General features: G+C 67.5%; 27 protein-coding genes, 2 tRNA genes and 1 pseudogene. 10 read left to right on the forward strand and 20 right to left on the reverse strand.

What is annotated here, in order from left to right:
* The first annotated feature begins 25 nt into the window (after positions 1-25).
* Positions 26-967 carry a VOC family protein gene (locus ACZ522_RS09865; protein WP_379692524.1) on the forward strand — a complete coding sequence of 314 codons (942 nt, stop codon included), beginning with the start codon at positions 26-28 and terminating at the stop codon, positions 965-967.
* 136 nt (positions 968-1103) lie between these two features.
* Here ACZ522_RS09865 and ACZ522_RS09870 read toward each other — a convergent pair whose 3' ends face one another.
* Positions 1104-2219, reverse strand: coding sequence for an ArnT family glycosyltransferase (locus tag ACZ522_RS09870; RefSeq protein WP_379692523.1), 1116 nt, complete (start codon positions 2217-2219; stop codon positions 1104-1106).
* A 274-nt stretch (positions 2220-2493) separates the two neighbouring features.
* On the opposite strand from ACZ522_RS09870, the pseudogene ACZ522_RS09875 reads away from it, so the two are divergent.
* Positions 2494-2676: pseudogene (locus tag ACZ522_RS09875) on the forward strand (alcohol dehydrogenase catalytic domain-containing protein); the annotation flags it as partial.
* 227 nt (positions 2677-2903) lie between these two features.
* On the opposite strand, the gene ACZ522_RS09880 reads toward ACZ522_RS09875, so the two are convergent.
* The 4 genes from ACZ522_RS09880 to ACZ522_RS09895 all read right to left on the reverse strand — a co-directional run bounded on the left by ACZ522_RS09880 (position 2904) and on the right by ACZ522_RS09895 (position 5971).
* Positions 2904-4382: a short-chain fatty acid transporter gene (locus ACZ522_RS09880; RefSeq protein ID WP_379692521.1), complete on the reverse strand. Its 1479-nt coding sequence runs from the start codon at positions 4380-4382 to the stop codon at positions 2904-2906.
* Between the two features lie 339 nt (positions 4383-4721).
* Positions 4722-4859: a hypothetical protein gene (locus ACZ522_RS09885; RefSeq protein ID WP_379692520.1), complete on the reverse strand. Its 138-nt coding sequence runs from the start codon at positions 4857-4859 to the stop codon at positions 4722-4724.
* Positions 4860-5039: 180 nt separating this feature from the next.
* A tRNA-Thr gene (locus ACZ522_RS09890) sits at positions 5040-5111 on the reverse strand.
* Between the two features lie 74 nt (positions 5112-5185).
* Entirely contained in the window at positions 5186-5971 is a 786-nt protein-coding gene (locus ACZ522_RS09895) for a DUF7114 family protein (RefSeq protein WP_379692518.1), read from the reverse strand.
* 60 nt (positions 5972-6031) lie between these two features.
* Here ACZ522_RS09895 and ACZ522_RS09900 point away from each other — a divergent pair, with 60 nt between their 5' ends.
* Entirely contained in the window at positions 6032-6736 is a 705-nt protein-coding gene (locus ACZ522_RS09900) for an enoyl-CoA hydratase/isomerase family protein (protein ID WP_379692516.1), read from the forward strand.
* A 41-nt stretch (positions 6737-6777) separates the two neighbouring features.
* Here ACZ522_RS09900 and ACZ522_RS09905 read toward each other — a convergent pair whose 3' ends face one another.
* From ACZ522_RS09905 to ACZ522_RS09935, 7 genes are all read right to left on the reverse strand, one after another.
* Entirely contained in the window at positions 6778-7611 is an 834-nt protein-coding gene (locus ACZ522_RS09905) for an NAD+ synthase (protein ID WP_379692515.1), read from the reverse strand.
* Between the two features lie 140 nt (positions 7612-7751).
* Positions 7752-7952: a DUF1328 domain-containing protein gene (locus tag ACZ522_RS09910; protein WP_092531561.1), complete on the reverse strand. Its 201-nt coding sequence runs from the start codon at positions 7950-7952 to the stop codon at positions 7752-7754.
* 172 nt (positions 7953-8124) lie between these two features.
* Positions 8125-8373, reverse strand: a complete 249-nt coding sequence (locus ACZ522_RS09915; protein ID WP_379692513.1) for a hypothetical protein — start codon at positions 8371-8373, stop codon at positions 8125-8127.
* 163 nt (positions 8374-8536) lie between these two features.
* Entirely contained in the window at positions 8537-9241 is a 705-nt protein-coding gene (locus ACZ522_RS09920; RefSeq protein ID WP_379692512.1) for a DUF2270 domain-containing protein, read from the reverse strand.
* Positions 9242-9496: 255 nt separating this feature from the next.
* On the reverse strand, positions 9497-10381 hold the full coding sequence (locus tag ACZ522_RS09925; protein ID WP_379692511.1) for a substrate-binding domain-containing protein: 885 nt from the start codon (positions 10379-10381) through the stop codon (positions 9497-9499).
* 22 nt (positions 10382-10403) lie between these two features.
* Positions 10404-11372, reverse strand: a complete 969-nt coding sequence (locus tag ACZ522_RS09930; RefSeq protein ID WP_379692510.1) for a manganese catalase family protein — start codon at positions 11370-11372, stop codon at positions 10404-10406.
* Positions 11373-11608: 236 nt separating this feature from the next.
* Complete coding sequence (locus ACZ522_RS09935; protein ID WP_379692509.1) at positions 11609-11854, reverse strand: hypothetical protein; 246 nt, start codon at positions 11852-11854, stop codon at positions 11609-11611.
* A 312-nt stretch (positions 11855-12166) separates the two neighbouring features.
* Here ACZ522_RS09935 and ACZ522_RS09940 point away from each other — a divergent pair.
* Positions 12167-12237: transfer RNA gene (locus ACZ522_RS09940), tRNA-Gly, on the forward strand.
* 89 nt (positions 12238-12326) lie between these two features.
* On the opposite strand, the gene ACZ522_RS09945 is transcribed toward ACZ522_RS09940, so the two are convergent.
* The 5 genes from ACZ522_RS09945 to ACZ522_RS09965 form a co-directional block, all read right to left on the reverse strand.
* Positions 12327-12881, reverse strand: coding sequence for a hypothetical protein (locus tag ACZ522_RS09945; RefSeq protein WP_379692508.1), 555 nt, complete (start codon positions 12879-12881; stop codon positions 12327-12329).
* A 44-nt stretch (positions 12882-12925) separates the two neighbouring features.
* On the reverse strand, positions 12926-13588 hold the full coding sequence (locus ACZ522_RS09950) for a hypothetical protein (protein WP_379692507.1): 663 nt from the start codon (positions 13586-13588) through the stop codon (positions 12926-12928).
* A 59-nt stretch (positions 13589-13647) separates the two neighbouring features.
* A complete protein-coding gene (locus ACZ522_RS09955; protein WP_379692505.1) occupies positions 13648-14376 on the reverse strand; it encodes an Nmad3 family putative nucleotide modification protein in 729 nt (242 codons plus the stop codon).
* Positions 14377-14442: 66 nt separating this feature from the next.
* On the reverse strand, positions 14443-14763 hold the full coding sequence (locus ACZ522_RS09960) for a DUF7577 domain-containing protein (protein WP_379692504.1): 321 nt from the start codon (positions 14761-14763) through the stop codon (positions 14443-14445).
* A gap of 94 nt (positions 14764-14857) precedes the next feature.
* Positions 14858-15763, reverse strand: coding sequence for an acyltransferase (locus ACZ522_RS09965; RefSeq protein WP_379692502.1), 906 nt, complete (start codon positions 15761-15763; stop codon positions 14858-14860).
* A gap of 213 nt (positions 15764-15976) precedes the next feature.
* Between ACZ522_RS09965 and ACZ522_RS09970 the strand changes: the two genes are divergently transcribed.
* Positions 15977-17284 carry a glycoside hydrolase family 68 protein gene (locus ACZ522_RS09970; RefSeq protein ID WP_379692501.1) on the forward strand — a complete coding sequence of 436 codons (1308 nt, stop codon included), beginning with the start codon at positions 15977-15979 and terminating at the stop codon, positions 17282-17284.
* Positions 17285-17297: 13 nt separating this feature from the next.
* Here ACZ522_RS09970 and ACZ522_RS09975 read toward each other — a convergent pair whose 3' ends face one another.
* On the reverse strand, positions 17298-19499 hold the full coding sequence (locus tag ACZ522_RS09975) for a GH32 C-terminal domain-containing protein (RefSeq protein WP_464391807.1): 2202 nt from the start codon (positions 19497-19499) through the stop codon (positions 17298-17300).
* Positions 19500-19723: 224 nt separating this feature from the next.
* Complete coding sequence (locus tag ACZ522_RS09980) at positions 19724-20152, reverse strand: ester cyclase (protein ID WP_379692498.1); 429 nt, start codon at positions 20150-20152, stop codon at positions 19724-19726.
* Positions 20153-20328: 176 nt separating this feature from the next.
* On the opposite strand from ACZ522_RS09980, the gene ACZ522_RS09985 reads away from it, so the two are divergent.
* From ACZ522_RS09985 to ACZ522_RS10000, 4 genes are all read left to right on the forward strand, one after another.
* A complete protein-coding gene (locus tag ACZ522_RS09985; protein WP_379692497.1) occupies positions 20329-21405 on the forward strand; it encodes an aldo/keto reductase in 1077 nt (358 codons plus the stop codon).
* 4 nt (positions 21406-21409) lie between these two features.
* Positions 21410-21592 carry a hypothetical protein gene (locus tag ACZ522_RS09990; RefSeq protein ID WP_379692495.1) on the forward strand — a complete coding sequence of 61 codons (183 nt, stop codon included), beginning with the start codon at positions 21410-21412 and terminating at the stop codon, positions 21590-21592.
* A gap of 68 nt (positions 21593-21660) precedes the next feature.
* Positions 21661-22452 (forward strand): GHMP family kinase ATP-binding protein, encoded by a 792-nt coding sequence (locus tag ACZ522_RS09995; protein WP_379692494.1) that lies wholly within the window; start codon positions 21661-21663, stop codon positions 22450-22452.
* 81 nt (positions 22453-22533) lie between these two features.
* Positions 22534-22971 (forward strand): SHOCT domain-containing protein, encoded by a 438-nt coding sequence (locus ACZ522_RS10000; RefSeq protein ID WP_379692492.1) that lies wholly within the window; start codon positions 22534-22536, stop codon positions 22969-22971.
* A 110-nt stretch (positions 22972-23081) separates the two neighbouring features.
* Here the strand turns inward: ACZ522_RS10000 and ACZ522_RS10005 are convergent, their stop codons facing one another.
* Complete coding sequence (locus tag ACZ522_RS10005) at positions 23082-24611, reverse strand: heme-binding protein (RefSeq protein ID WP_379692490.1); 1530 nt, start codon at positions 24609-24611, stop codon at positions 23082-23084.
* A gap of 136 nt (positions 24612-24747) precedes the next feature.
* On the opposite strand from ACZ522_RS10005, the gene ACZ522_RS10010 reads away from it, so the two are divergent.
* On the forward strand, positions 24748-25272 hold the full coding sequence (locus ACZ522_RS10010) for a PadR family transcriptional regulator (RefSeq protein ID WP_379692489.1): 525 nt from the start codon (positions 24748-24750) through the stop codon (positions 25270-25272).
* Positions 25273-25275 lie beyond the last annotated feature (3 nt).

Below are 25275 nucleotides of genomic sequence, written 5' to 3' on the forward strand. Positions count from 1 at the left end.
CCGCGCCTCCGCGTACCTAGACGGTATGCCATCCGACATCCCCGGAATCCACCACGTCACGGCCATCGCCAGCGACCCCGGGCGGAACCTCCGGTTCTACACGGAGACGCTCGGACTGCGGTTGGTCAAGCAGAGCGTGAACCAGGACGACGTGTCCGTCTACCACCTGTTCTACGGCGACGACGAGGGGTCGCCCGGCACGAGCATGACGTTCTTCCCCTACCAGAACGCCCGGGAGGGGCAAGTCGGAACGGGACAGGCGAGTGCGACGCAGTTTCTGATTCCCGCGGCGTCCGTCGAGTACTGGACGGACCGCTTCGAGGCGGAGGGCGTCGAGGCGGACGAACCGCGGGAACGGTTCGGCGACACGGTGATTCCGTTCTCGGACCCCGACGGCCTCCCGCTCGAACTCGTGGCGCGCGACGACGCCCCCGAGGGGAACCCGCCGGACGGACCGGTGCCCGCGGAACACGCGATTCGCGGCTTCTTCGGCGTGACGCTCTCTCTGGACACCGCCGGAGGGATGCCGGGCCTCCTCGGGACGATGGGGTTCGAGGAGACGGAGAGCGACCACGACCGAACCCGCTACGAGGCCGACGGGGAACTGGGCTACGTCGTCGATATCCTCGAAGACCCGCAGGGCCGGCGCGGACGCCCCGGCGCGGGCACCGTCCACCACGTGGCGTTTCAGGTGACCGAGGCGGAACAGGCCGAGTGGCGCGAGGTACTGCAGGACCGCGGCCTCCGGCCGACGGAGATAATCGACCGGAAGTGGTTCGAGTCCGTCTACGCCCGCACCGACGGCGGCGTCCTCTTCGAGTTTGCCACGAAGGAACCCGGCTACACGGTGGACGAGGACCCGGAGGAACTCGGCGAACGACTCGTCCTCCCCGAGTGGTTGGAGGACCGCCGGGAGGAGATCGAAGCGGGCCTGCCCGACTTGACGCCCTCGGACGCGACGGAGTAGGCGGAACGGTTCGACCGCGGAGACGGTCACCCGCCGAACGGTGTCGTCAGTCGGCTGACGATTAACTGCCTCTACTCGTAGCGTTTCGAGCGTACGACTCGGTGACGGACGGCGAGACGCGGAGTTGGAAGCCGACTCAGACGTCCGCGTCCTCGCGTCGGAGTGCGGCGTACGTAACGACGGCGTCGGCGACCGCAGTCACGATTGCGGAGGCGGCCCGCCCGACCAAGACGGCACCGGGGACGACGACCGGAAGGAGGTACCAGAGGTGGTTACCGGTCGCGGCGTACAGGCCGACCGTCCCGAGGAGCAACGGCCAACAGAGGACGTCGACGTCGTCGAGACGGCGGGTCAGGACGGATTCGACGACCGACACCGTCGCGGCGACGGGTAACAGCGTCCACGCGACGCCGAGGTAGGACGGCGCCTCCCGGAGGTAGGGGTAGTGCATGAACTCGAACGTCGTGGAGTCGTACGCGACGAACCGCGCGCCGGTCGCCCGGTCGGCGACCTGTTGGAGGAACATCTGCCCGAGGAGTTCCTCCGGGGCGAGTGCCGCGACGGCGGCGAACCACGGGACCACGACGAGGGTGCCCGCGCCGACGACGCGCCCGACGCCGGCCCACCCGAGGTCGTCGCGGTGCCGGACGACGAACGGGAGGGCGAACAGCGCGAACGGCGCCGCGGCGATGCCCTTCGAGAGGGTCGCGAGGCCGAACAGTCCGCCGGCGAGCAACTGCCACCGCGCGGCGGACGTCTCGACCGCGACGACCAGCGCGTATATCGACGCGATTCCGAAGAAGACGAGCAACGCGTCGGTCCCGATATCCGTCGCGCCGTGCGTCATCAGGTACGCCGGGGAGAGCAACAGCACGGCCGCGGTGAAGCCGCCGGCGGGCGGGCCTCTGAGTCGAATCGCCAACAGAACCGCGACGCCGACCGTGCCCGCCGCCGCGAGGAGTGACGGGAGTCGCGCCGACGCCGGCGAGACACCGAACGCGGACATCGCCCCGGCCTGAAGCCAGTACGCCAGCGGCGGTTTGTGGAGGAACGGCGTGGGGACGGTGAGCGGGTGCGATTCGAGCGTGAACTGCGGAAGCAACCAGTGACCGTCGAGGACGTTCTGAGCGACGTTGTAGTATATCTGCTCGTCCCACCGACGGACCGCCTTCCTGTGGAGGCCGGTACCGAACTGGAAGTACGCGAGTACCGTCGCGAGGCCTGCGACGAACCACCGATACCGGGGAGCCATACCGAGTGACATCGGGAGCGGGCATTAAGTTCGACGGCCGTGCGCATCGGTCGAAGGAATCGAGGGGGCGGCGACCGGACGAGACGCCCCGAGGAGACGCGGTGCGACGTGAGTAAACGGAGCCGGACGCGGTGCGACGTGAGCGGACGAACGCGGCGTAAAGAGGCTCTATGACCCCAGATACGGGCGTTTTCCCTCCCGCAGAGTTACACCCGTCGGTGGGGGAATCGGTACCACGCGTTGACTTGCCAAGACGAGTCGGAGTCACGGCTCGATGGAGTTGGTCGAACGGCCGACGCCCGAACCCGACGCCGACGAGGCGCTTATCGAAGTCGAGTACGCGGGACTGTGCGGGAGCGACGCCAGAATCTACGAGTTCGAGTCGGCCTTCGAGCGGATGAATCTCCCGAACGTCATCGGCCACGAGTACTCGGGGCGCGTCGTCGAGGTAGGCGAGGCCTCCGGCGACGTGGACTGCGAGACGTTCCTCGACGACCGCTTCTCGCTTCTGGACGCCGACGAGGCGTTCGAGACGTTCGTCGCCGGCGGGACGTGCAAGCCGGTGTTCGACGTGTCCGAACTGCGAGAGTGAGGTAATCCCGCGCCAGTCCGCCTCTGAAGCGCCGATTCGCGTCGGAAAGAAGGAGCGCGACAACCGAGAACCCGAGAAGGGAGAGGGACGCTTCAGTACGGGATGAGCGTCAGACCGAGAGCCAAGAAGGGAACGAGGAGGAGGAGCATCGTCACCGCGTAGCCGAACATGTCTCGCGCGCGCATCCCGGTGATGCCGAGGAGCGGGAGCGCCCAGAACGGCTGGAACAGGTTCGTGTGAGCGTCGCCGACGGCGTAGGCCACCGTTGCCTGCCCGATCGGAATCCCGAGTTCCTGCGCGGCGTTCAAGACGGTCGGACCGATGACGGTCCACTCGCCGCCGCCGGACGGCACGAAGACGTTGACGATACCCGCGGTTATCCACGCCACTGCGGGGAACGTCTCCGGCGTCGAAACGGAGACGAGCGTCTCCGCCAGAACCGTCGAGAGGCCCGAGGAGTTCATCATCCCCATTATGCCCGCGTAGAAGGGGAACTGGAGGATGATGCCGCCGGTCGAGGTGACGGCGTCGTAGAACTCCTCTTGGTACCGCTTAGGCGCGGTGTACAGGAGGATGCCGAGGAACAGGAAGGCGAAGTTCATCGTATCGAGGCTGAGCGCGTCGAGTCCCTGCGTGAGGAACACCGACCCGACATAGAGCACTCCGCCGAGCCCGATGAGGCCGCCGAGAAGGGAACTCCGGTTGATCCGTTCGCCGGGCGTGTCCGCCCCGGGTGACTCCGCCGCGGTTTCGGGGTCTTCCGCGTACACCGGGTCGTCGTCGTCCGCGGCCGTCGCCGCGCCACCTTCGTCTCGCTCGATTCCGCCGCCGTCCTCCGCGGTCCGCGGTTCCCCGAGTCGGCTCTCGGGCACGTACTCCGTGATGTCGGAGACGTCGTCCGCGGGCGGTGCGAGCAGATAGAGCATGGCCGCCCCGTAGACGATGCCGAGCACCGTCAGCGTCAGCGTGTAGGGGTGGAGGATCGTCTGTGAGACCGGGACGAGACCGTCCACGACGCCCTGTTGGAGGAAGACGTTGTCCGGGGTGTTCATCAGAAGCGGTGCCGACGCCGCGAGGCCCCAGTGCCACGTGAGACCCATCCCCATATACCCCGCGACGCACAGGAGGGGGTAGTGGACGGCCAGTCCGCGCCGGTGGGCCTGTCGGCCCATCTCGCGGGCCATCACCGCGCCGACGATGAGTCCGAGTCCCCAGTGGACCCACGCGACCACCATGGCGATGACGCCGACGAGAACGACCGCCTGCTTGCCGTCGTTCGGCACCGCCGTGAGCCTAGCGACGCCTCGTTGGACCCACGGGTGGTACGCGAGGGCGTACCCGGTCACCAAGATGAGCACCATCTGCATCGCGAAGGTGAGCAGGGCCCAGAACCCGTCGTTCCAGAAGCCTACCATCTCCACCGGGCCGTTCCCGAGGGCGAGTCCGCCCGCGAACACCACGTACGACAGGAGGATGGCGAAGAGGAACGGACTCGGCATCCACCGTTCGACGTGTCTGGAGATACGCGCTCCCAGCCGTTGTATCGCCGTACCGCCGGAGTCGTGTGACATACGAGCCCACACACCACACAAAGCACCATAAAATCACGAGATAGATGATTTTCTGGCGGTTCGGTCGGGAACGCGGCAGAGAGTCGGGTGCGCCGAGTTCAAAACGGACGGAGAACGGCGACGAGACGTGAGTGCGTCGGAGAGAGAAAGAGGCGTCTCGTCCGGCGGACGAGTTCGGCTACGGGAAATCGGAGCCGGCATCACGGCAGTCTGTCCAGAGTCCGTCCTGTTCGGCACCGCGGGCGGGTCCGCGAGGAGAACTCGCCGTTCCCTTTTAGCGTACTCGTCGCGACGAAGCGGCCGGACGGAGAGGACCCAGTTGACCGCGGAGTCGGCGTCTCACTCGTCGTCCGATTCCGGGTTCTGTTGTCGCCGATACATCCCGGCCATCTCCCAGAGCACCTGTTCTATGTCCCCGCCGTCGGCGGCCGTCTCCAGTTGCTTGTAGAGGTCGTCGGAGATGGTTAGTTCGGGCATTTCACTAGTGGTAACCCGCGACACGGCAAAGTATGTTCGGGCCCGTCGGGTAACGGGGAATTACCTCGCTCAGATAGGGTCACGACGACGCCAGAGAACCGATTTTCGGACTTCCTATTCGGGAAGAGTGACGGGACGATTACGACGAGACGCAACGCTCCGAACGTAGGTTCCAGAAAAAGCCTAGGCCGGGATTTGAACCCGGGCTCTCGTCCTTACCAAGGACGCGCTTTACCGCTAAGCTACCCAGGCGCGTCTTCTGATAATGCCGAACTCTCTTTAGGCGTTTCGATTCGGATGCGGTGCGACAGGGAGTTTCACGGGGGCTATCTGTCCGTCGCGGACGAGGGCACACGCTCGTCGGACCCCGCCTCGGCGGCGGACAGCGAGGCGATGCGGTCGGTCGTCGCCTCGGAGAACGCCGTCGCGGCGGGAGCGAGGCCGTCCTCCACGTCGCACTCGCGGCCGAGGTCGGTCGCGTACTCCAACAACGCGGGCGACGCCTCGCCGCCGACGGCGGTGGTGCCGGTGAGGACGGCGAGCGCGAAGATGTCGGCCTCCAAGTTCCGGTCGAGGGCCGCCGTGTCTGCGCCCTCGGCGCGGCGGTGGGTCTGGTCGCGGCCGAACGCCCGAACCACCTCGACGGCGCGGGTGGCCGCGTCCGTGCGGGCGAGGAGGTAGAACCCCCGAGAGACGAGTACGTCCGCCGCGAGAACGTCCAAGTCCGCGGCGATGTCGTCGGGCTTCGCCCGACTGCTTGCCGAGGTTCCCTCGGCGATGTCGCTGTCGTCCGTCATCGTCGTCCACGGGACGTCGTGGGCGAGCGAACGGGTGAGTCGGAGGCCCTCGTAGATGAGTTGTACGCCGGCGGCTTGCTTCGCGATTCCGTCGGTATCGCCGGCGTTCGTCCGGCGGCCCGCAGAGGACTTCTCTGCGGCGTCTGCGTCGGCGTCCATGCCCGGGTCGAGTGCGCGCGCGCTCAACAACGTCAGCACCGCGGGCGTCATCGAGGTGTCGGCGAGGCGGTCGAACAGCACCTCTCTGAGGCGTTCGGGTTCGATGTCGTCGAGCACTTCGCGCGCGGTATCGCGGGCCCGCACGGCGTCGTCCATCGAGCGAGGGTTACGGCGGGAGGGGCAAAGACCTTTGGAAAACGCACCGGAGAACGGCGCATGATTCGGACGACGGCGGACGGACGCGTTCGGACGGTGACCATCGACCGGCCGGCCCGGCGAAACGCGCTCAGACCCACGGACCTCGACGCCCTGCGCGCGGCGATAGCGGAGGCGGACGCCGCGGAGACGCCGGTCGTCTACCTCCGCGGCGCGGGCGAGGACGCCTTCTGCGCGGGCGCGGACCTCGACACCGTGACCGCCCTCTCGGACCCCGAGGCGTTCGCGCGCCACGGCCAACGCGTCGCCGCCGCCGTCGCGGACGCCGACGCCGTCGTCGTCGCCGGTATCGACGGTGCGGCCCGCGGCGGCGGCGTCGAACTCGCCCTCGCATGCGACGTTCGGGTCGCGACGCCCGCCGCGACGTTCGCGGAACCGGGCGTGCAGTTCGGCCTGTTCGGCGCGTGGGGCGGGACGGTTCGCCTCCCGCGGGTCGTCGGCGAGGGCGAGGCGATGGACTTCGCGCTCTCGGGGCGGGTCGTAGACGCCGGGGAGGCGTTGCGGATGGGACTCGTCTCCCGCGTCGTCGCCGACCCGCGGCCGGTGGCCGAGGAGATAGCCGAGAACCGCCCCGACGCGCTTCGGGTCGTGAAAGAACGCCTCCGCGACGAGGCGGACGACGACGCCCGCGAACGGGCGGAAGCGGAGGCGTTCGCGCGTCTCCACGGGCGGTACGCCGACGACATCGCCGCCGACCGGGAGTGAAGAACGGAGAGAGAGAGCGCCCAAAAGATCCGAAATCGGTGTTAGGGACGAAGCGACTCGGGCGCGGGCGGCATGCGGCGCTTGTGTTCGCTCCGTTTGTAGAGTTCGACGACGCGTTCGACCTGCGACTCGGAGACGTCGAGGTTTCGGACGGTGGCCGCCTTCGAGAGGGGGCCGTCGACGTGGAGGGCGAGGACGGCGTCGAGGGTGTCGTAATCCATCCCCATCTCCTGTTCGTCGGTCTGTCCGGCCCACATCTCCGCGGAGGGCGTCTTCGCCACGAGGTCGTCCGGAACGCCCATCGAGGCGGAGAGTTGCCGGACCTGCTGTTTGTAGAGGTTTCCGATGGGATTGCAGTCCACCGCTTGGTCGCCGAACTTCGTGAAGTAGCCCAACAGCGCCTCCGAACGGTTGCCCGTCCCGAGGACGATGTTGTTCTCGTAGTTGGCGACGAAGTAGCCGAGGATGCCCCGCGTCCGCACGTAGACGTTGCCGGCGGCGCGCTTGTCGTCGGCCGCCTCGGGGAACGCCTCGAAGAACTGCTCGGCGATGGGCTGAATCTCGACGACGTCGTACTCGATTCCGAGCGCCTGGGCGACGCGTTCGGCGTCGCTCATGTTCTCCTCGGCGTTGACCTCGCTCGGCATCACGACGCCGTGGAGGTTCTCCTCGCCGAGTGCTTCCGCCGCGAGGTACGCCGTGGCCGTGCTGTCGATACCGCCCGAGAGACCGAGAACCGCGCCCTCCGCGCCGGCGTCGTCCACGACGTCGCGGATGAACTGCAGGATGTGGTCGCGCGTCCGTTCGAGTTCTTCGTCCGAGAGGCGGAGGTCGAGCGGGGCCGACTGACTGAGAACCGTCGTTTCTTCGCTCATCGACTGCGAATACCGTCTCGGAGAACTAATAGTCACGTGCTGTCGGCGTCCGGTGGACGAACGTCCAGCCGATCACGTCGGGGCGGGCGGTGTGCGCGGGCGGAGCGCGTCGAAAATCGTGAGGTGCCGTCGGCGTGTGGCTAAAGCAGCAACGCGACGACGGCTAACACCAGGAACACCACGACGAGAATCTTCGCAATGTCCATCGACAGTCCGGCGATTCCCTGTGCACCGACTGCGTACGCGACCAGTGCCAACACGAAGAACACCAGCGCGTAGTAGAGGAAATCGCCGCTGAACTGAAGGGGCGACAGTACCTGAGCGATCGTCGGTTGTAACATGGGTGTCTCACTCTCCTGCCCGCGTCCCCGGCGAACGGGGTCCGCTCGCCGCCGCTCCCGCTTCCGTTGGACTCGGGCACCTACAGATACACCGGCGACGGAGAAGAGGACCCCGCCAAACCAGTTTGGAAAACGGTTGTCGTTCCTGACTGTGCGAACACTTTCGCGGGCGTCAGCCGAGGTAGCACGTCGTGCCGCAGGAGCTACACTTGAGGACGCCGTCCCGCGACAGCATCACGCCGTCGGAACACTTCGAGCAGCGACCGCAGACGTTGACGCCCGTCGCCCTCCCGACGGCTTTGAGGGCCGTTTCGAGCCACCGAATCTGCTCTCCCTGTTTTTCGACCGCGGCCGCCAACGCGTCGAGGCGTTCGTCCGTGCTGTTCGCGTTTCGGGTCCTGCTGAGGAGTTCTTCGTTCATGGTCGTGGTGCGTCGGTCGGGTCGGCCGCGCCCGCCCCGGGCCGCCTACGCTTATTCTGTTGTACGCGCTCCGTCGATATCTCCTCACCACCTACATATGTTGGTAGTCGAATCGGAACTCGCGACCCAGACTCGCCGGCGCGAGGGGGGAAATCGCGTCACCTCAGCGCTTCCAACTCCCGGGCTTCGCGCCGTGGAACTCGCCTTTCGCCTGCCGCCGAATCGGCCAGACGGTGAGTGCGGTGACGAGGAGGAAGAACCCTCCCACGGCCGCGACGACGACGGCGCCTGGGACGCCCGGGACGGACGCCGTCGCTAACAGCGACTGCTCCGGTTCGAACAGCGTCACGCGGAAGAGCCACGCAACCCCCAACAGCACGTAGAGGGGGTAGTAGACGCGCCGCAGTCGGCGCGATAGCGCCTCGCGGTACGACACCTTGAGCGTCGGCGTCCGAAGGTCGTTGCCGAGTTCGATGCGCCACTCTTCGAGGGGCGCGCCCGAGGGGTGAAGCGAGTTCGCGAAGAGGTTCTCCTCCAACACGCGGACGCGGGACCGACTCGCGTCGTACGTCCGGTACCGCCGCACGTCGAACAGGAGGAACAACGAGACGGCGACCATCCCTATCAGGAGGAGGTACGCCGTGGTGTCCGTCCCTTGGAACGCGAGCGCCAGCACCGCCGCCACCACGACTATCGCCCAGTCGGTCGTCAGGTCGAGTCGAGCGAGCAGGGTCCCGCTTTGGGACACCTCGCCGCGGTAGTAGTGCGGCATCAGTTCGAGGAACTCGTCGCGGTTGGTTCCGGCGACGCCGGCGACTTCCCGCGCCTCGGGGGCCGCAGAGTCGAACGTTTCGGGACCGGCGGTCACCGCCCGCCCCCTCCGCGGAGCGACTTCGACTCGCGGAACTGGATTTTGCGGGCGCTGCGGTTCGAGCGGGGACGTGTGGGAATCCTCGGAGACATACTACCCATACGCGCGGGGCGACGATGGCGCTTTCTACGGGGACGCGTCTCGCGCCGAGTCGGGGCGCGGGCGGAGTTCGTTCCCGGTGTCGAACGGGTAGCCCCGCATCGTGCGGCTATCGGACCGGTGCGATTGAGAAAGGAGGCGGCGGACGGCCGGTCACACGCCGTCTATCGGATTGGCGAAGTACGGAACGCCGCCGACGCGCCGCGCACTCTGTCTCGCGTACGTCCGGAGGAACTCCTCGACCGGCCGTCGCCGAAGCGACTCGCGGTTCGCGTAGAGAAATCCGAGTCGGACCAGCGGGGTCGACTCGCCGTTTCGCTCTGCGGCGTCGGGGGCGGCCAGAGCGTCGCTCCCCGGCGCGTAGTAGCCGACGCCGCCGGAGCCCGTCGCGTACTGGAACTCCCTGACGCCTCGGACGAGGACCGTTCCGTCCGACGCCGGAGATGCCGCGCGCGAACGGCGACTCGCCCCGCGTTCCCCGCCGGCCGCGTCGGACGGGCGGTGGGCGGTGACCGCGCCCGCCGTACCCGCCGCGCCGCCCCGCGCGACTTCCGCCCACGTCTCGACGGGTCCGTCGCCGCCCCACGTCTCGGCGAGTCGGTTCGGCCGGAGGCAGTCGCACCACGCCCCCGGCGGGAGCAACGCCATCCGGTCGGTCGGAATCTCCCGGCCCTCGAACGCGACGCCGTTCTCGGCCGCGCGCGCCCGTTCGTCGGGCAGTATCGGTCGGCTACCGACCAACACGTCCACCTCGCCCTCGGCGAACCGCCCGAGCGCTTCCGTCGTCTCCGCGACGTCGAGGGAGACGTCCGCGCTCGGATTCCGGGTCCGAAGTCCGTCGAGGGCGATGCCCGCCGCGGCGCGTTGGGACGGACTCGCGTCTATCGTCACGGTTCCGGCGCGCCCCGCACCGTCCGCCGCAGACCCCGTCACCAGACCGGCCCCGGCCGTCGCCCCCGCCATCGCGAGGAACGTCCGGCGCGAGGTCGGATATCGGTCGCTTCCGCGGGACCCGCGAGCGTCGTTAGTCGTGGTCATTGGACGAATACTCCGTCACCGGTTACTTCCCGTCGCCGTCGTCGGTCGAATCGGTCGTGTTCGTCGGAGTGTCGGTTTCGGTCTCCGTGTGCGTCTTCGTCTCCGTCTCGGTGTGGTTCTCGCCGTCACCCGCGAAGGCGTCTTCGCCCTGCGGCGACGGGTCGTTGAACGTCTCGGGTTTCGACGGCTGTATTCCGGGGTCGTACCCCTCCAGGTCCTGTTGGGTGGTGTAGGAGAACGTCCCCTCGTCGTCCGGGGACTTCCCCGTCGTCCACGGCGTCTCGGGGTCGGGCTGCTCTTCGAGGTTCGTGGACATGAACGCGTAGTTGAACTCCTGATTCTCCGCTTCGTCCGGGAAACTGTCCGGGATGGGGAACACGTCCCACGGGTCCTCGGGGTCGGCGAGGTCCTTCAGAATCTGCACCCACTGGTTCTGGTGCATCGTGTCGCGGGCGATGAGGTACGCGAGCATGTCCTTCATGCCGGAGTCGTCGGTCATCTCGTACAGGCGGCACGCGAGTTGCCGACCCGTGGACTCTGCCGAGATGTTCGCGCACATGTCGGCCGCGAGGTTACCGGAGGCGACGACGTAGTTCCCGTTGAACGGCGCGCCGTTGGCGTCCACGAACAGAGGGTTCAGACCGCTGGAGAGGAACTGTCGGGGTTGCAGTCCCGCGAGCGTCGCGTAGTCGTTCCCGTCCAGAACGTCCTCCTTCAGCTGGACCGGTGCGCCTTGGAGGTTCTTGTGAATAGCCGTCGCGTACATCTCGATGTGGCCGAACTCCTCGGCGGCCGTGTCGATGAGCGCTCTGCGGTACGGCTTGAACTCCTCCGTCTTCGGCAGGCCTATGGCCTGCGCCATGTACTGGAGGGCCACGCGGAGTTCGCCTTCGACGCCGCCGATGCCTTCCTGCAGCATCTTCGCGAACACCGGGTCCGGCTCCTCGACTTCGACCTTGTACTGGAGTTGGTCGCCTTCGTGGTAGAACATCTATGACACCGTCTGAAGTCACAACCCAATGTCACATATATCTGATACGGGATGCCCCTGAGTGTGCGAGTATCGGCAAATTATCCGGTTTAACACCCTCTCTCGGTATTGTATTTAGTTTGTCAGATTCTCGCTCGCTCATCAACCGGGCGCGGATTGCTTCGAGTTTCTACGCGGCGAGAGGCGGCGCTGACGGGGGGAGACTGCGACGAGAACGAGATTCGGTCGGGTCCGGACTACGCTCGCTCGGACGACGTGTCCGCGTCCCCGCCCGCTTTCACCGTCGTGCCCTCGTCGAGGGCGCGGACGTACTCGTCGGGGTGTTCGAGGACCCACTGCCGCGCCGCGTCGAAGTTGTACTCCGCTAGCCCGTCGAGAACCTCCTCCGAGAGCATGTCGTGCGTCCCCATCTGGCGCATCGTCACGAGTTCGCAGTGGACCTGACGCGGCACCGCCACCGGTCCGGTATCGGAGTCGCTCATGGTCGTCGCCTCGCGTGGGTCGCACTTAGGCCTCAGTATCAGTTCGCCGGTCTATCCGGCGGAGCGAACGGTTGTCGCCACTCGCTCCGTCGAGAACGTACTGACGCAAGGAGGGGAGAACTCGAGATAGGTGCCTCTGACCGCGGTTATCACTCGTTTCGCTACACTTTCGCACTGATGCCTAAGGTGATAGGGTCGAGAGGGCTCCGGGGTGTCATTCGTAATCGATATAAACGGCCGCGCCCTGATTTCGATGCGAGCGCCGACGCCGAGACGGACGGTGTCCGTCGATGCTCGGTGCGAACGACGTGCGCGCCGATGGTCCAGTGGTAGGACATTAGCTTCCCAAGCTAATAGCCCGGGTTCAATTCCCGGTCGGCGCACTCCTGTCAGTCGTCCGCCGCCGACGTTCACCTCGCTTCGCTCGATGAACTCCCGGTCGGCGCATCTTCTCCGAGGCGAAGCCGGTTCCTTACTCCCGCGCCGTAGTCGTCACGCAGGCGTCGGGCGTGTCTTCGACCCAGACGCCGAGTCCGCCGTCGGCGTCGATGCGGCCTTCGAGGCCGTAGCACGGGAAGTCGGTCTTCCCGGTGTCGAACGTCCGCCACTCCTCGCGTTCGTCGATTCGGAAGTGGACCGTGTAGTTCCCTCGACCGTCGGTCCACGGCCCCTCTACCCGTTTCATCGCCTCGTTCGACCCGGTGCCGAGTCGGTAGGACGACCAGAAGGCCACCTCGCCGCCGCGTTCGACGAGGACGTGCATCGTGTGCGCCTCGCCGTGGCGGTTCACCACTCTGACGTACCCGAGACTCGTCCGGTCGTCGGCGGCGGCGGTCGCGGTTTCGGTCTCGGTCGCGGTTCCGTCGGCGGTGCCTCCGTCGTCGGTGGGTTCGCCGGTCGCGGTTCGGTCGTCGTTTCGGGCGTTCGTTCCGCCGCACCCGGCGAGGGCCGCCGCCCCGACGGCGGAGAGCGAGAGGAGATTGCGGCGAGAGAGCGGTCGAGCAGTCGGTTCGTCGCGTCGGTTCATGAACGCGACTCCGTAGCAGGGGTGAAAAGGTTTGCCGTCGAGAATTACGTTCGAGCGTGAGCGTCGCCGGCGGCGTCCGTCCCCGATTCGGGCGGGGAGACGACGACGTAGCCGTCGTCTTCGAGTGCCGTCGCGATCACCTCGTCGAGGTGGTCGCGCATCGCCTCCGAGAGGCGGGCTATCTTGGGGTCCTCCTCGGTGAGTTCGACGCGGGCGGCGTCGCCCTCCGCGGCGAAGCGGTATCGACGGCCGTACTTCTCGCCGTTGTTGCCGTAGGCGATGACCGTGAGGTACGGTCGGCCGCGGTACTCCAGTCCCGGGGCCGCCTCGGGGTCGTACGCCGCCCAACTGCCGACGGGGTACGCCGTCACGAGTGCGAACTCCGAGAGGTTCGTCGCGTACCGACCGACGACCAACGCCTTCTCCAAGGTTTCGCGGTCCCACGTCGTCTCCTCGCCGGTTCGGGCGTGTCGACCGACGACGCGTTCGGGGGTGATCTCCGCGACTTCCCACTCGTCGATGCGGACCGACTCCACGTCGCTCGCGGCGTTCTTGATTCGGTCGCCGACGCGGACGCCGTAGTAGACGGGGCGGCCGGGGCGCCACTGGATGTGCAGTTCGTCGGGGTACCGGAGGATGCGCACCTCCCGTCCCTGGATGATTCGGTGCTCGACCGCGGTGAACCCGTCGCTCTGAGTCGTTGCCATAGGCTCACTAATCGCGCGCTGAGGAGATAATCCTCGCTACGCGCCGGATTGCCGGATGGTCACCCGAAGAACTCGGCGAACTGCCGGGAGTCGAGGAGTGCCAGAAGCGTCGCGGCGGCGTCCTCGTCGAACCAGAGGCGGCGACGCCACCACGGGCCGCGGCCGGAGTCGTTCGACAGTCGGGTGACGATTTCGTTCGCCTCCGCGCCCGCCGTCGGGGAACTGAGGGGGACCACCCGGTCGAACAGGCGGGAGTTCCGCGTCCCGGCGACGAGGACTTTCGCGTCGAACGGGTCGCGCTTGACGTGGGCGTTGTTGGCGAAGCGTTCCCGGTCGGCCGTCGGGAGCGTCTCGTACTCCTCTCCCGTCACCGCGACGTCCACCTCGAACGCGCCGATGAGGTAGACGCCCCAGTCGGGCGGGAGGTGAGAGGCGGCGTCTTCGTACTCGCCGTGGAAATCCAGCGTGGCGTAGAAGAGGAGCCAATCGCCGGGGTCGAGCGTCGAGAGCGGACCCGCCTTCACCGCGTGTTCGTCGCCGTACGTGTACGACTCGCAGAAGGGGTACGTCTCGAACTCCGGGTCGAGGTGGACCGGTCGGTCCATCACCTCCGGGGGGAGTTCGACCGGCGGGTCGAGGTCCGCGTACGTCGGCACCGAGGCGGCGGGACGCGTCGGTTCTCGTTCGGGGATCGGGACGTAGGCGAACGTCCCGTCGGGGTATACCGGCCCCCGGACGCCCGGGAGGTTCGTGTTGGCGGCGACGTTGATGGCGATTGCGCGGGGCATGAATGGAGCGGTCGGACTACGCGGCGGTCGAACGTCGGCGAGAGCGTCGTCGGGCGGACGGGCGCGTCACGTGAGCCGACTCGTGCAGTTCCAACACCGGTCGAAGGTTCGGTCGGGTTCGTTCTCCACCCCGCACCGCGGACAGACGCGCGCGTCCGACCGGGTCTGCTCCCGGTCCCACGCCTCCGTCGCTTGCAGGCGCGAGACGCCCACCGCGTCGCGTCCCCGCGGCGCGGTCCGCGCACGCGACTCCGCGTCCTCCCCGTCGCTCCCGAACCCCCCCTCGTACGTGACGCCCTCGTCGTCGCTGAGGAGGTATCGGTACACCACCAGCTGGAGCACCGTGAGGCCGATGGCGTAGACGACTATCCATCCCCACGCGTCCATACCGTGATAAACGATACCAAGACACTTTATCCTTCGGTCGCGGGGGAACGCGGCGGCCGAGACGCGTTCGTCGGCGTCCGCCCGCAGGTCGGGGTCAGGAGGCGTCCGGCGGCGACAGGTCGCGGTCGAACTCGTCGAACGCGTCCAACCCGTCGGGCAGGTCGTACGGGATCTTCCGCTCGTCCTGCCGGTTCGTGAGTCGGTCCTCGATGGGTTCCGCGACGGACTCCCACCCCGGTTTCACCTTCACGCTCTTGGCGGGGATGCCGACGACGATGTGATGGGGGGGCACGTCGCCCTGCACGGCGGCGCGCGCGCCGACGACGGCGTTCTTCCCGATGCGGCATCCGGCGCGCACCATCGAGTCGTACGTGACGCGGGCGTCGTCCTCGACGATGGTGTGGAAGTTCTCGACTTGCGTCTGGTCCACGATGTCGTGGTCGTGGCTGTAGATGTGGGCGTTGTCCGAGATGGACACCCGGTCGCCGATGGTCAGCTTCCCCCGGTCGTCGAGGTGGACGTCGTCGTGGACGACGGTGTTGTCGCCGACGGTGATGTTGTGGCCGTAGGTGAACGTGATGCCCTTGAAGAAGCGGCAGTTGTCCCCGCACTCGTCGAAGAGATGCTTCGCCAGCATCTGCCGGAACCGGAGCGCGAAGTGGATGTTGTCGGCCATCGGCGTCGCGTCGAACTGCCGCCAGAGCCACTGGAGGTGCTTCGAGCGCGTGAACGCCTCTTCGTCCTTCTCCGCGTAGTACTCCGACTCCAGCGTCGCGTTGCAGGGGTCGTACCCCTGCAGCCGAACGCGTTCCGCCGCGGAGATATCCTCGCCCGCCTGCCACCGCTCGTACGCCCCGCGGTCGCCGTAGAGGTCGATGAGAACGTCTCTCACGACCTTACAGGTGTCCTCCTCGGAGGAGAGTCGCTCGTCCACCTCGTCGATGAACGACTGGACGTTCCGCTCCGCCTCCTCAGGGAGAGAGACGTGGACTTTCGTCATTGCACCTAGGTTCGCCTCCCGAAGACAAATCGGTTCGGTTGTGCGCAGGCGGTGGTGAACCGGATCTCCTCGCCTGTCGTTCCGCGATTTCGGCGGATACGAGTGCGTACTGCGGCGATTCGATATCGGCGACGGAGCGGGGTGAACTACTACCGCGTGAGTCAACGATGAGAGACCGACGCGCACTTTAGCGGCGTCCGAGAGGATGTCGCCATGGACGGCAATCGAGGACCGGACGGTCCGTCGGACGCGCCGGCGCGGGCGGCGTGGATGCGCGACCACGCGTCCGAACTCCGGCGCGAGGACTCGAACGTCGCGCCGGTCATCTACCCGACGGACGAACGGATCGACGACGAACTCCACGTCTGGGACACGTGGTTCCTCCGGGAGCGAGACGGGAGTATCGCCGAAATCGACGGCTATCGGGTCATCGTGGCGCTGACGGCGTCCTCGGACCTGCTCCCCGGAAAGCGCCACGACGTGGCCACCCTCCGCTACTTCTACTCCGATGACGGGGAAAACTGGGAGACGGGCGGGCCGGTGTTCGACGGCGAGGCGTTCGGCTCTCGGCAGTGGGCGGGGTCGGTGCTCTACGACGACGGAACCCTCTACTGCTACTACACCGCCGCCGGGCGCGCGAGGGAGAAGGAACTCTCCTACTCGCAGCGAATCGCTCTCGCGGAGGGCGGAGCGGTGACCGTCGACGACGACGGAGTGACCGTCGACGGCCCGTGGGAGCACTCGATTCTGCTCGAACCCGACGGGGAGTGGTACGAGACGGAAGCCCAGTACCGCGGGATGACGTACACGTTCCGCGACCCGTGGTTCTTCGAGGACCCCGCCTCCGGCGAGACGTACCTGCTGTTCGAGGCGAACACGCCGGTTCCGGAGGGCTCCGACGCCTGCGGGGGCGACGCCGGCCAACAGGAGTTCAACGGGAGCGTCGGTGTCGCCCACTCGCCGACGGGCAACCCGACGGACTTCGAACTCCGGCCGCCCCTCTTAGACGCCGTCTGCGTGAATCAGGAACTCGAACGCCCGCACCTCGTCGTCCGTCAGGGGCGGTACTACCTGTTCGTCTCCAGCCACGTCCACACGTTCGCCCCCGGACTGGAGGGGTACGACGCCCTCTACGGCTTCGTCGCCGACGGGTTGCGCGGCGACTACGAACCGCTGAACGGCCACGGGATGGTCGTCACGAACCCGGCGGGCGCGCCGTTCCAAGCGTACTCGTGGCTGGCGTACGACCACGGCGACGAACTCCTCGCCACCTCCTTCTTCAACTACCGCGAGTACGACCGCCCGACGATGGACGACGTTGCCCTCCTCCCGGAGGACGAACAGCGTCGTCGCTTCGGCGGAACGCTCGCGCCCACCGTCCGAATCGAACTCGACGGGGCGGAGACGCGCGTCGTCGGCGCACTCGACCACGGCCATCTGCCGCTTCCCCGCGAGGAACTGCCCAAACCGTGGTGGAAGCGAGCGGAGGGCGGCGATGGCGACGGAGACGGAGAGTACTGACCTCGACTCTCGGTCAGCGCTCCCGCGCCTCGAACGCCGCGCCGAGTTCCCACGCGGCCGTCTCCGCGAGTTCGACGTCGCCGCCGACGGCCCGGAACGACGCGCCCTCGGCGTCCGCCCGCGTCGGATAGACGCGACTCGTGAGACAGCGCCGTTCGTTCGCGAACAGTTCGACGACGGACCCGTCCACGAACGCGCGGAGCGACAGGGAGTCTCCCTCGACAGGCATCCGTTGCTCGCTCGTATCGGGCACGCCGTCGAGAGCGCTCTCCGAGCGGTCCACGACGAGTTCGTCGCCGTCGTAGCGGACGGCGGTTCGTTCGTTGCCGGCGGGCGACTCGAACAGGCCGAGTTCGAGCGTCGCCCCCGGTTCCGTCCGCGCGTCGAACGCGAGTTCGTAGGCGTTGCCGGACACGTCGAGCGTGCGCGATTCGCCGGGGGTGAGGCAGATATCCCCCTCCGCGGCGCGGCGGCGGCGAAGGTCGGCCAGTTCCCGCGCGGGTCGCTGACGGAGTTCGCCGCCCTCGACGGACAGTTCGCGGGGAACGGTCAACAGCCCCGACCACCCGGCGTGCCACTGCGCCTCCGCGTCGCGGGCCTCGGGGGTCCACCCCCACGTGAGGACGCGCCCGTCGTCCGTCCGCGTCGACTGCGGGGCGTAGTAATCGCCGTAGTCCAGTCGTCCGCGGTGCTCCACCTCGAAGGAGGGGTCCCCGAGGTCGGCGGTGCCGAGGAAGTACTCGACGTGGCTGTAGTTCGAGACGTGCAACACCTGTTTCTCGCCGAAGTCGAGCAGTTCGGGACACTCCCAGACGACGCCGTGGCCCTCCCAGTCGCCGACCAAGAGGGGGCCGACGTACTCCCACTCGCGGAGGTTCGGTCCTCTGTAAAGAAGCGCCGCCCCGCCCGTGTCCTCGACGCCCGCGCCGATGAGGTGGTACCACGTGTCATCGCCGGACTCCGTCCGGCGGCCTGACGAGGTCCCCTCGTCAACGCCCTCGCGCCAGACGTTGTGGTCGCGGAACTCCGCGCGCCAGTCGTCGGTTTCGAGCAGGTCGATGGAGTCGGTGGGGGCCGAGAGGATGGGGTTCTCGCCGTGTTTCTCCCACGTGTCCAACGTCGGGTCGTCCGTCGTCGCCAGACAGGGGAGTTGGTCGCGCCCGCGCCCGCCCGTGTAGACGAGCGTCGGCGTCCCGTCCTCGTCGCGGACGGCGCACCCCGACCAGACGCCGTCTCGGTCCGGGCCGTCCGGGTCGGGCGCGAGGGCGACAGGGCGGTCCTCCCAGCGGACCAAGTCCTCGCTCGTCGCGTGCCCCCAGTGGATGGTCCCGTGGAACGGCCCGCCGGGGTTGTACTGGTAGAAGACGTGGTACGTCCCCTCGTGCTGGATTATCCCGTTCGGGTCGTTCAGCCATCCCCCCGGCGGCGAGAGGTGGTAGCGCGGCCGCCGGTGGTCGGCGGCGAGTTCCTCGCGGACCGCCTCGAACCCCGCCGAGTCGTCCGGTCGGTCGGTGAACCGCGGGCGGCGACGCGCGTCGCCGCCGAGGAGGGCGAGGGCGTTGCGGAGAATTCGTCGCTGCGCCTCCGCGGCCTCGAAGTCCCGCCCGGGGAGGAAGGCGACTTCCGAGCCGACGCCGTACGTATCACCTTCGCCGACGCGCCACGCGAACGCCGCCTTCTGCGCGACGTGGAACGCCTCGCCGCGAATCGTCGAGGCGAGTACGTCGCCGGCGGCCGGGAGTGACCCCTCGTACCGCGCGAACGGCCGCGCCGCCTCGGCCGGTTGGGTGTGGAGTTCGCGGAGGGGAAATCCCTCGAACAGGGGGTGGTCGTCGAACGTGCGCTTCTTGAGGAGTCCGCTCGGGTCCGCCGGCGTCTCGGCGCCGACGGCGTCCGGCGCGACGGGGTCGATGCCGAACGGTTCGACGGCCGAGAGGGCCCGGAGCGTCAGGAGGAGACCGTTTCCGGCCTCGAGAAACGCCGTCACGGCGTCGGCGCAGGCGGCCGCCTCGCCTCGAACCGGGTCGAACGGGCCGTCGCGGTGCCACCACGCGGCGTCGAACCGAGAGAGCGAGCGTTCGCCGGCGGCGACGTCTCCGAGCGCGACGCTCTCGACGGCGGCGACGGAGCGTTCGCACCACTCGCGGGCGGCGCGTTGTTCGTCCGTGAGTTCGTCCGCGTGCAGGAACGCGACGCGAACGGGGAGTTCGTCCATCGTCGCTGTCGTTCGAGGGGACGAGGTATTAACTCGTGGAATAGTACCCACCTTTTTGCGCCGAGTAGTCGCGCGGAGTGTGGCCCGAGGCAGGAAAAGCCGGTGCAAAAGGGCCGACGTCGAAGACGGCTCGGTCGGCGAACCGCTCACGGGTGCTCGGCGGTACTTCGGCGTACCGCTTCTCTCCCAAACCGCTCGACACAGCCGAAGTAGATACGAACGCTCTATGCGGGCAGTAGGTCGTGCCCGAGTTGGCTGAGCATGCCGAAGATGTCGAAGTTCGCCCACCGTTCGGCGACTTTCCCATCTTCGATACGGACGACGTTGATGCCCATGATGTCGATGCGGTTGCCGGTGGGTTCGATTCCCATGAACGAACCCTCGTGAGTTCCCGTCGCCCGTCCCCAGAACGCGACTAGGTCACCCTCGGCGATGTATCGGTCGACGGTGAAATCGAGGTTCGGGAACGCCCGGTGGTATCCCCGGATGAACTCCTTGAACTCCGAGAGCGGTTCCGCTCCGTCATCCGTCGGGTCGTGGTACACCTGACGTTCGGTGAGGATGTCGTCCATCGCTCCGACGTTCCCCTCGTTCCACACCACCTCGACGTAGCGGCGAGCGACTTCCTTCGGATCTGTGTTTTCGGTTGCCACGTCTATCGTACGCTCCGAGCGACGAAAAACATAGACGCAGATACCACCTGCACCGCGGCGATGTAATCGGCATCCGTGGCGGACCGTTCGAGATACGACTCGTACCGCGAGGTACGCTTCGCGCACCCGAGGCGCAAAAAGGTGGGCTAAAGTGACCCGAATACCAAGCACGCGATATGAACTACCGGACGCTGGGCGATTCGGACGTGGAGGTCAGCGAAGTCGGATTCGGCGCGTGGGTCGTCGGCACCGACTGGTGGGGCGACCGGTCGAAGCAGGACTCCATCGACCTGATTCACCACGCGATAGAGCGGGGCATCACCTACTTCGACACCGGCGACGTGTACGGCCACGGCCACAGCGAGGAAGTCGTCGGCGAGGCCATCGCGGAGTACCGCGACGACGTGACGCTGGCGACGAAGGTGGGCTACGACTTCTACAACAACCCGCAGGCGGGTCACGGCGAACTCCCGAAGGAGATTACCGGCGAGTGGATTCGCTCTGCGACCGAGAAGAGCCTCGAACGCCTCGACACCGACCACGTCGAACTGCTCCAACTCCACAACGCGAACGCGGACGAGGTGGACGAGGACGTGTTGGAGGCCCTCGACGAACTCCGCGAGGAGGGCCTCGTCGACGCCGTCGGCTGGGCGCTCGGCCCCTCCATCGGCTGGCTGGCCGAGGGCGACATGGCCATCGCAGAGGAGTTCGACTCCGTGCAGCTCGTCTGGAACCTCTTCGAACAGGAGGTCGGCAACCACTTCCTCGACACCATCGAGGAGACGGGCTCCTCGACGAGCCTCATCCCGCGCGTGCCGCACTCCTCGGGCCTCCTGAACGAACAGGTGACGCCCGAGACGGGCCACGACTTGGACGACCACCGCGGGTTCCGCCCCGACGCGTGGTACGAGACGGGCTGGGAGAAGATAGAGACGCTCCGCTTCTTGGAGCGAGACGGCGAGCGAACGATGGGGCAGGCCGCAATCGCGTACCTGCTGAGCCACAACGCCGTCGCCAGCGTCACGCCGACGTTCCACACGCGGGAGGACATCACCGAGTGGGCCGCCGCCTCGGAGGTGCCGAAACTCTCCGAGGAGGAGATGACCCGCGTCGCCGACCTGTACGAGGACAACTTCGGCATCGACCGCGACGACGGGATGGACGAACTCCGCTCGTCGGTCGGCGGCGACGACATCGAGGCGGCGGGCATCGACAAACAGCCCAGCGCGGGCCCGCGCAGTTCCGCCGACTGACGCCGTGAATCGAACGACGAAGGCGTTTCTCGCCCTGACGGCGGTCGGACACGCCGCCGCCGCGGCGTGGATTCGCCGCGACGCCCGCGCCCGCGACGCCGACGCGTCGCCGTGGGACCTGCTGACCGCCATCACCGGCCTCTTCGGTCTGGCAGGCTACCTCCGGTCGCGTCGCCGGGCGGACTGACACTTTTTATCCGAGAGCGCGGAACGTCCGCGTATGCTCTCGACCGACGCGCTCCGACGGAGGGGACCGTGACTGAACGCGCATACGCGCCCGGGAGCGTGACCGTCGTGTTCGTTCCGCAGGACGACCCCGAGGAGGGCTCTCTCGGCGTCAGTTTCGCCGTCGAGGACGGCGTGACCGCGACGGTCGAACCCGCCGCGGAGACGGTCGTCCGCCTCGACGGCGACCGAACCGACTTCGAACCCGTCGAACGCCTCCTGTCGCGTCTGAACGTCAGCGCCGCCGTCGAACTCGACGCCGCCGTCCCCGTCGGGCGGGGGTTCGGTGCCAGCGGTGCCGCCACGCTCGCGACCGCCCTCGCGGCGAACGAGGCGTTCGGCCTCGGTCGCTCCCGCGAGTCGTCGGTGCGGGCGGCCCACCGCGCCGAAGTCGCGGCGGGGACGGGCCTCGGCGACGTGTTCGTGCAGGACCGCGGCGGCGTCGTCTGGAACACCGGCGACGGCGTGCGGCGCGCGGAACCCGACGGCGAGACGGTCGCGTACGCGTCCTACGGCGGCATCTCCACCGTGTCCGTCCTCGGCGACAAGGAGGCGATAGCCGCCGTCGCCGCCGCGGGGCGGGAAGCGCTCTCGTCGTTCGACCCCGAAGCGCCCCTCCCGGAACTGTTCGATGCGGCGTGGCGGTTCGCCGACGAGAGCGGGTTGGCGACGGACGCCGTGCGTACCGCCGTCGCAGACGTCACCGCGGCGGGCGGGTCGGCGACGATGGCGATGGTCGGCGAGACGGTGCTGGCCGTCGGCGCGCCGGGCGTCCTCCCGAACCGGACGCGACTCACCGCTTCGGGCGCGGAACTCCGCTGAGTCGACTCTCCCGGCGTCAGCGGCGGCGATCGCGGCGGCGGGAGGCAAAGTTATTTTCGTCCGGTTGTCAATTAGCGCGGTATGTCCGCCCTCCGAAGCGCGAGCGAGTGGTTCTCCGTACAGGCAGAGACGTTGAAAGAGAATCCGGCGCTGCTCGGATTCGTCGTCGCCCTCTGGATGACGCTTTTGGTGCTGTTCTCCGGCGGGAATCCCGTGATGGCGTTTCTCATCCTCGCTCCGGTGTTCACGGCGATGGGGTACGGCGTAGACGCACTCATTCAGAGAGCGTTCGGGAACGACGCCGGCACCGCCCCGAGCAGAGGAGAGGAGTACGAAACCGGCTACGGGAACGAGTACGAGACGGCGGACGAGGGACGGGCGATAGCGCGTCTGCGCGAGCGGTACGCCGCCGGGGAGATAGGTCACGACGAGTTCGAACGCCGCCTCGAACGGTTGCTGGAGACGGAAGAACTCGCGGACGGGGCGTCGAGACGGCGCGAACGCGAGTACGAGTACTGAACCCCTTCGTTTCCATTCGAAACCGCTCGCCCGAGGGGCGTCTGACGTGCAGTGGTAACCGTGTCTGACCGAAGGAGAAAGAGCGGGGTTCGTTCGTGCGTCGGTCCGTCTCAGGCGAGGAACACGTGTCGGGGTCTGTCGGCCAACACGTCCCGACCCCACTGGACGGTGTCGCGGAACTCGTCGGACCGGAAGAACGCCATCGCGTCCTCGCGGGCGTCCCACTGGCTGGCGATGAACATGTCGTCTTCGTCTTCGACGTTCACCATCAGGTCGGTGTCTTGGTGGCCGTCCATCTCCTCCAGCAGGCCGCCGACGGTGCCGAACTTCTCGACGAACTCCTCGCGGTAGTCGGATTTGACCGTGTAGAACATCCCCATCGTCCCGAATCCGGACTCCTCGCCCGCGCGGGAGACGATGCCGGGGAGTTCCGAGAGGAACCCGGCGGCCGTCTCGGCGGCCGACTGGGTGTCCCAGATGCTCACGACGGCGCTTCGGTCGCGTTCGTTCGCCTCGTACACCGCCGTCTTGACGTGCGTGTCGTAGTGCTCGAAGTTGCCGCGGAGGCCCTCCACCTCCTCGAACAACTCGTCGGTGTCGGCCTCGGAGTAGAGCACCGTCGCGTAGACGTCCTCGCCGTGGGGCTTCCCGGCGTAGATGTTCAGGTCTTCGAGTTCGCCGCGGATGTCGCCGGACGTCCCGCCGTCCTCGCCGTGCGGGGCGTCGCCGTGGGCGCTTCCGCCGCCGCGGCCGTGGTGGCCGCCGCCGCCGTCACCGTGGTGCGCGGAGTCGCCGTGGGCGTGACCGTGCGCCTCGCCGTGCGCGCCGCCGTGTTCGCCGTGCGGGGAGTCGTGGTCGGCCGTCGGAACCGCCTCGCCCTCCAAGTACGCGCCGAGGTCCGCGGGCGGGAAGCGGCGGCCGACGTAGAACCGGCCGAACTCGCCGTACTTCGAGGAGACGTCGTCGAACCGCATGTCGTAGACGATGTTCTTCATCTCGACGGGGTCCTCGGCGAACAGGGTCACGCCCCACTCGAAGTCGTCGAATCCGACGGAGGAGGCGATGACCTGCTTTATCTTCCCGGCGTAGTCGCGGCCGGTGTCGCCGTGGTCGGACATCATCTCCGAACGCTCCTCGAAGGAGAGGTCGTACCAGTTGTACTCCTCGCCGCGGCGCTTCGACATCGGGTAGAACGCCACGTACTGGTCCTCGGGGATGTCGGGCTTCAGTTTCCCCTCGATGTAGTTGCGGAGGCCGGCGTCCACCTCCTCTTTGTCGCCCTCGAAGTACTCCTGTGAGACGTAGCCCGACACCTCCGTCACGGAGACGTACGAGGTCGGTTGCTCCGTGAACGCCGCCAGCGCCGTCCGTTCGAACTGGCGTTCGGCGCGCGAGAGGTCGTCGAGCGTCGGTCGGAGGTGGACGACGAGAAGGTCGGCCTTGTGACCGAGGACGGAGAAGACGGCCGACGCCCCCTCCTCGGCGTCCTCGACCGCCTCGTGCGTTCGGAGGTACGCGACGCCCTCTTCTATCGCGCGTTCCCGTTCGTGGGCGGGCGCGTCGCGCCACGCGTCCCAGTCGACGGTTCGGAAGTCGTGCAGGACGAACCAGCCCTCGTCGGTCGGTGGGGCCTCTGGCATACCGGTGAGTTGGAATCCCTCCCGTATGGGAGTTGCGAGTCGTCGCCGCGGTTCGAGAACCGCCCGAATCGGCGGCCGGCGGGCGAAACTGTCCGGACCGAAACTCTTTCACGCGGATAGTCGGAAACAACTTCCGATGCGGAAAAGCGGCCCGCCGAAAGGCCTCATCTCGTACTTAGTGCTGGAACTGCTGGAAGAGAAACCGCGGTACGGGTACGAGATACTCAAGGAGATAACCGAGATAAGCGGCGGTCACTGGGAACCGTCGTACGGGTCCGTCTACCCCATCCTCTACAAGTTCGAGGAGAAAGGCTGGGCCGAACGGGTCGAACGCGAGGAGGAGTCCGACCGCAAGTACTTCGAACTCACCGAGGCGGGCGAGGAGGAACTCGCGGAGAAACGCCGCGAGGCGGGCGGGAAAGCCAGCGAGTTCGCCGACATCATCCTCGGTTTCTACCACGTCTACGTCGGCTTCGCCACCGACGAGCGGTTCGAACTCGAACCGCCGGCGGACGGGTGGCGCTACGACGAGACGTTCAGTTCGTGGATAATCGAGCAGTTGATTCGCCACCACGAACGCGACTTCGGCGAGTTCGAGCGAATCGACGCGACGCCCGAGGAGTTCTACGACCGCGAGGGCGTCGAGGAAGACGGCGAGTAACCG

The organism is Halopelagius fulvigenes, assembly GCF_055398025.1.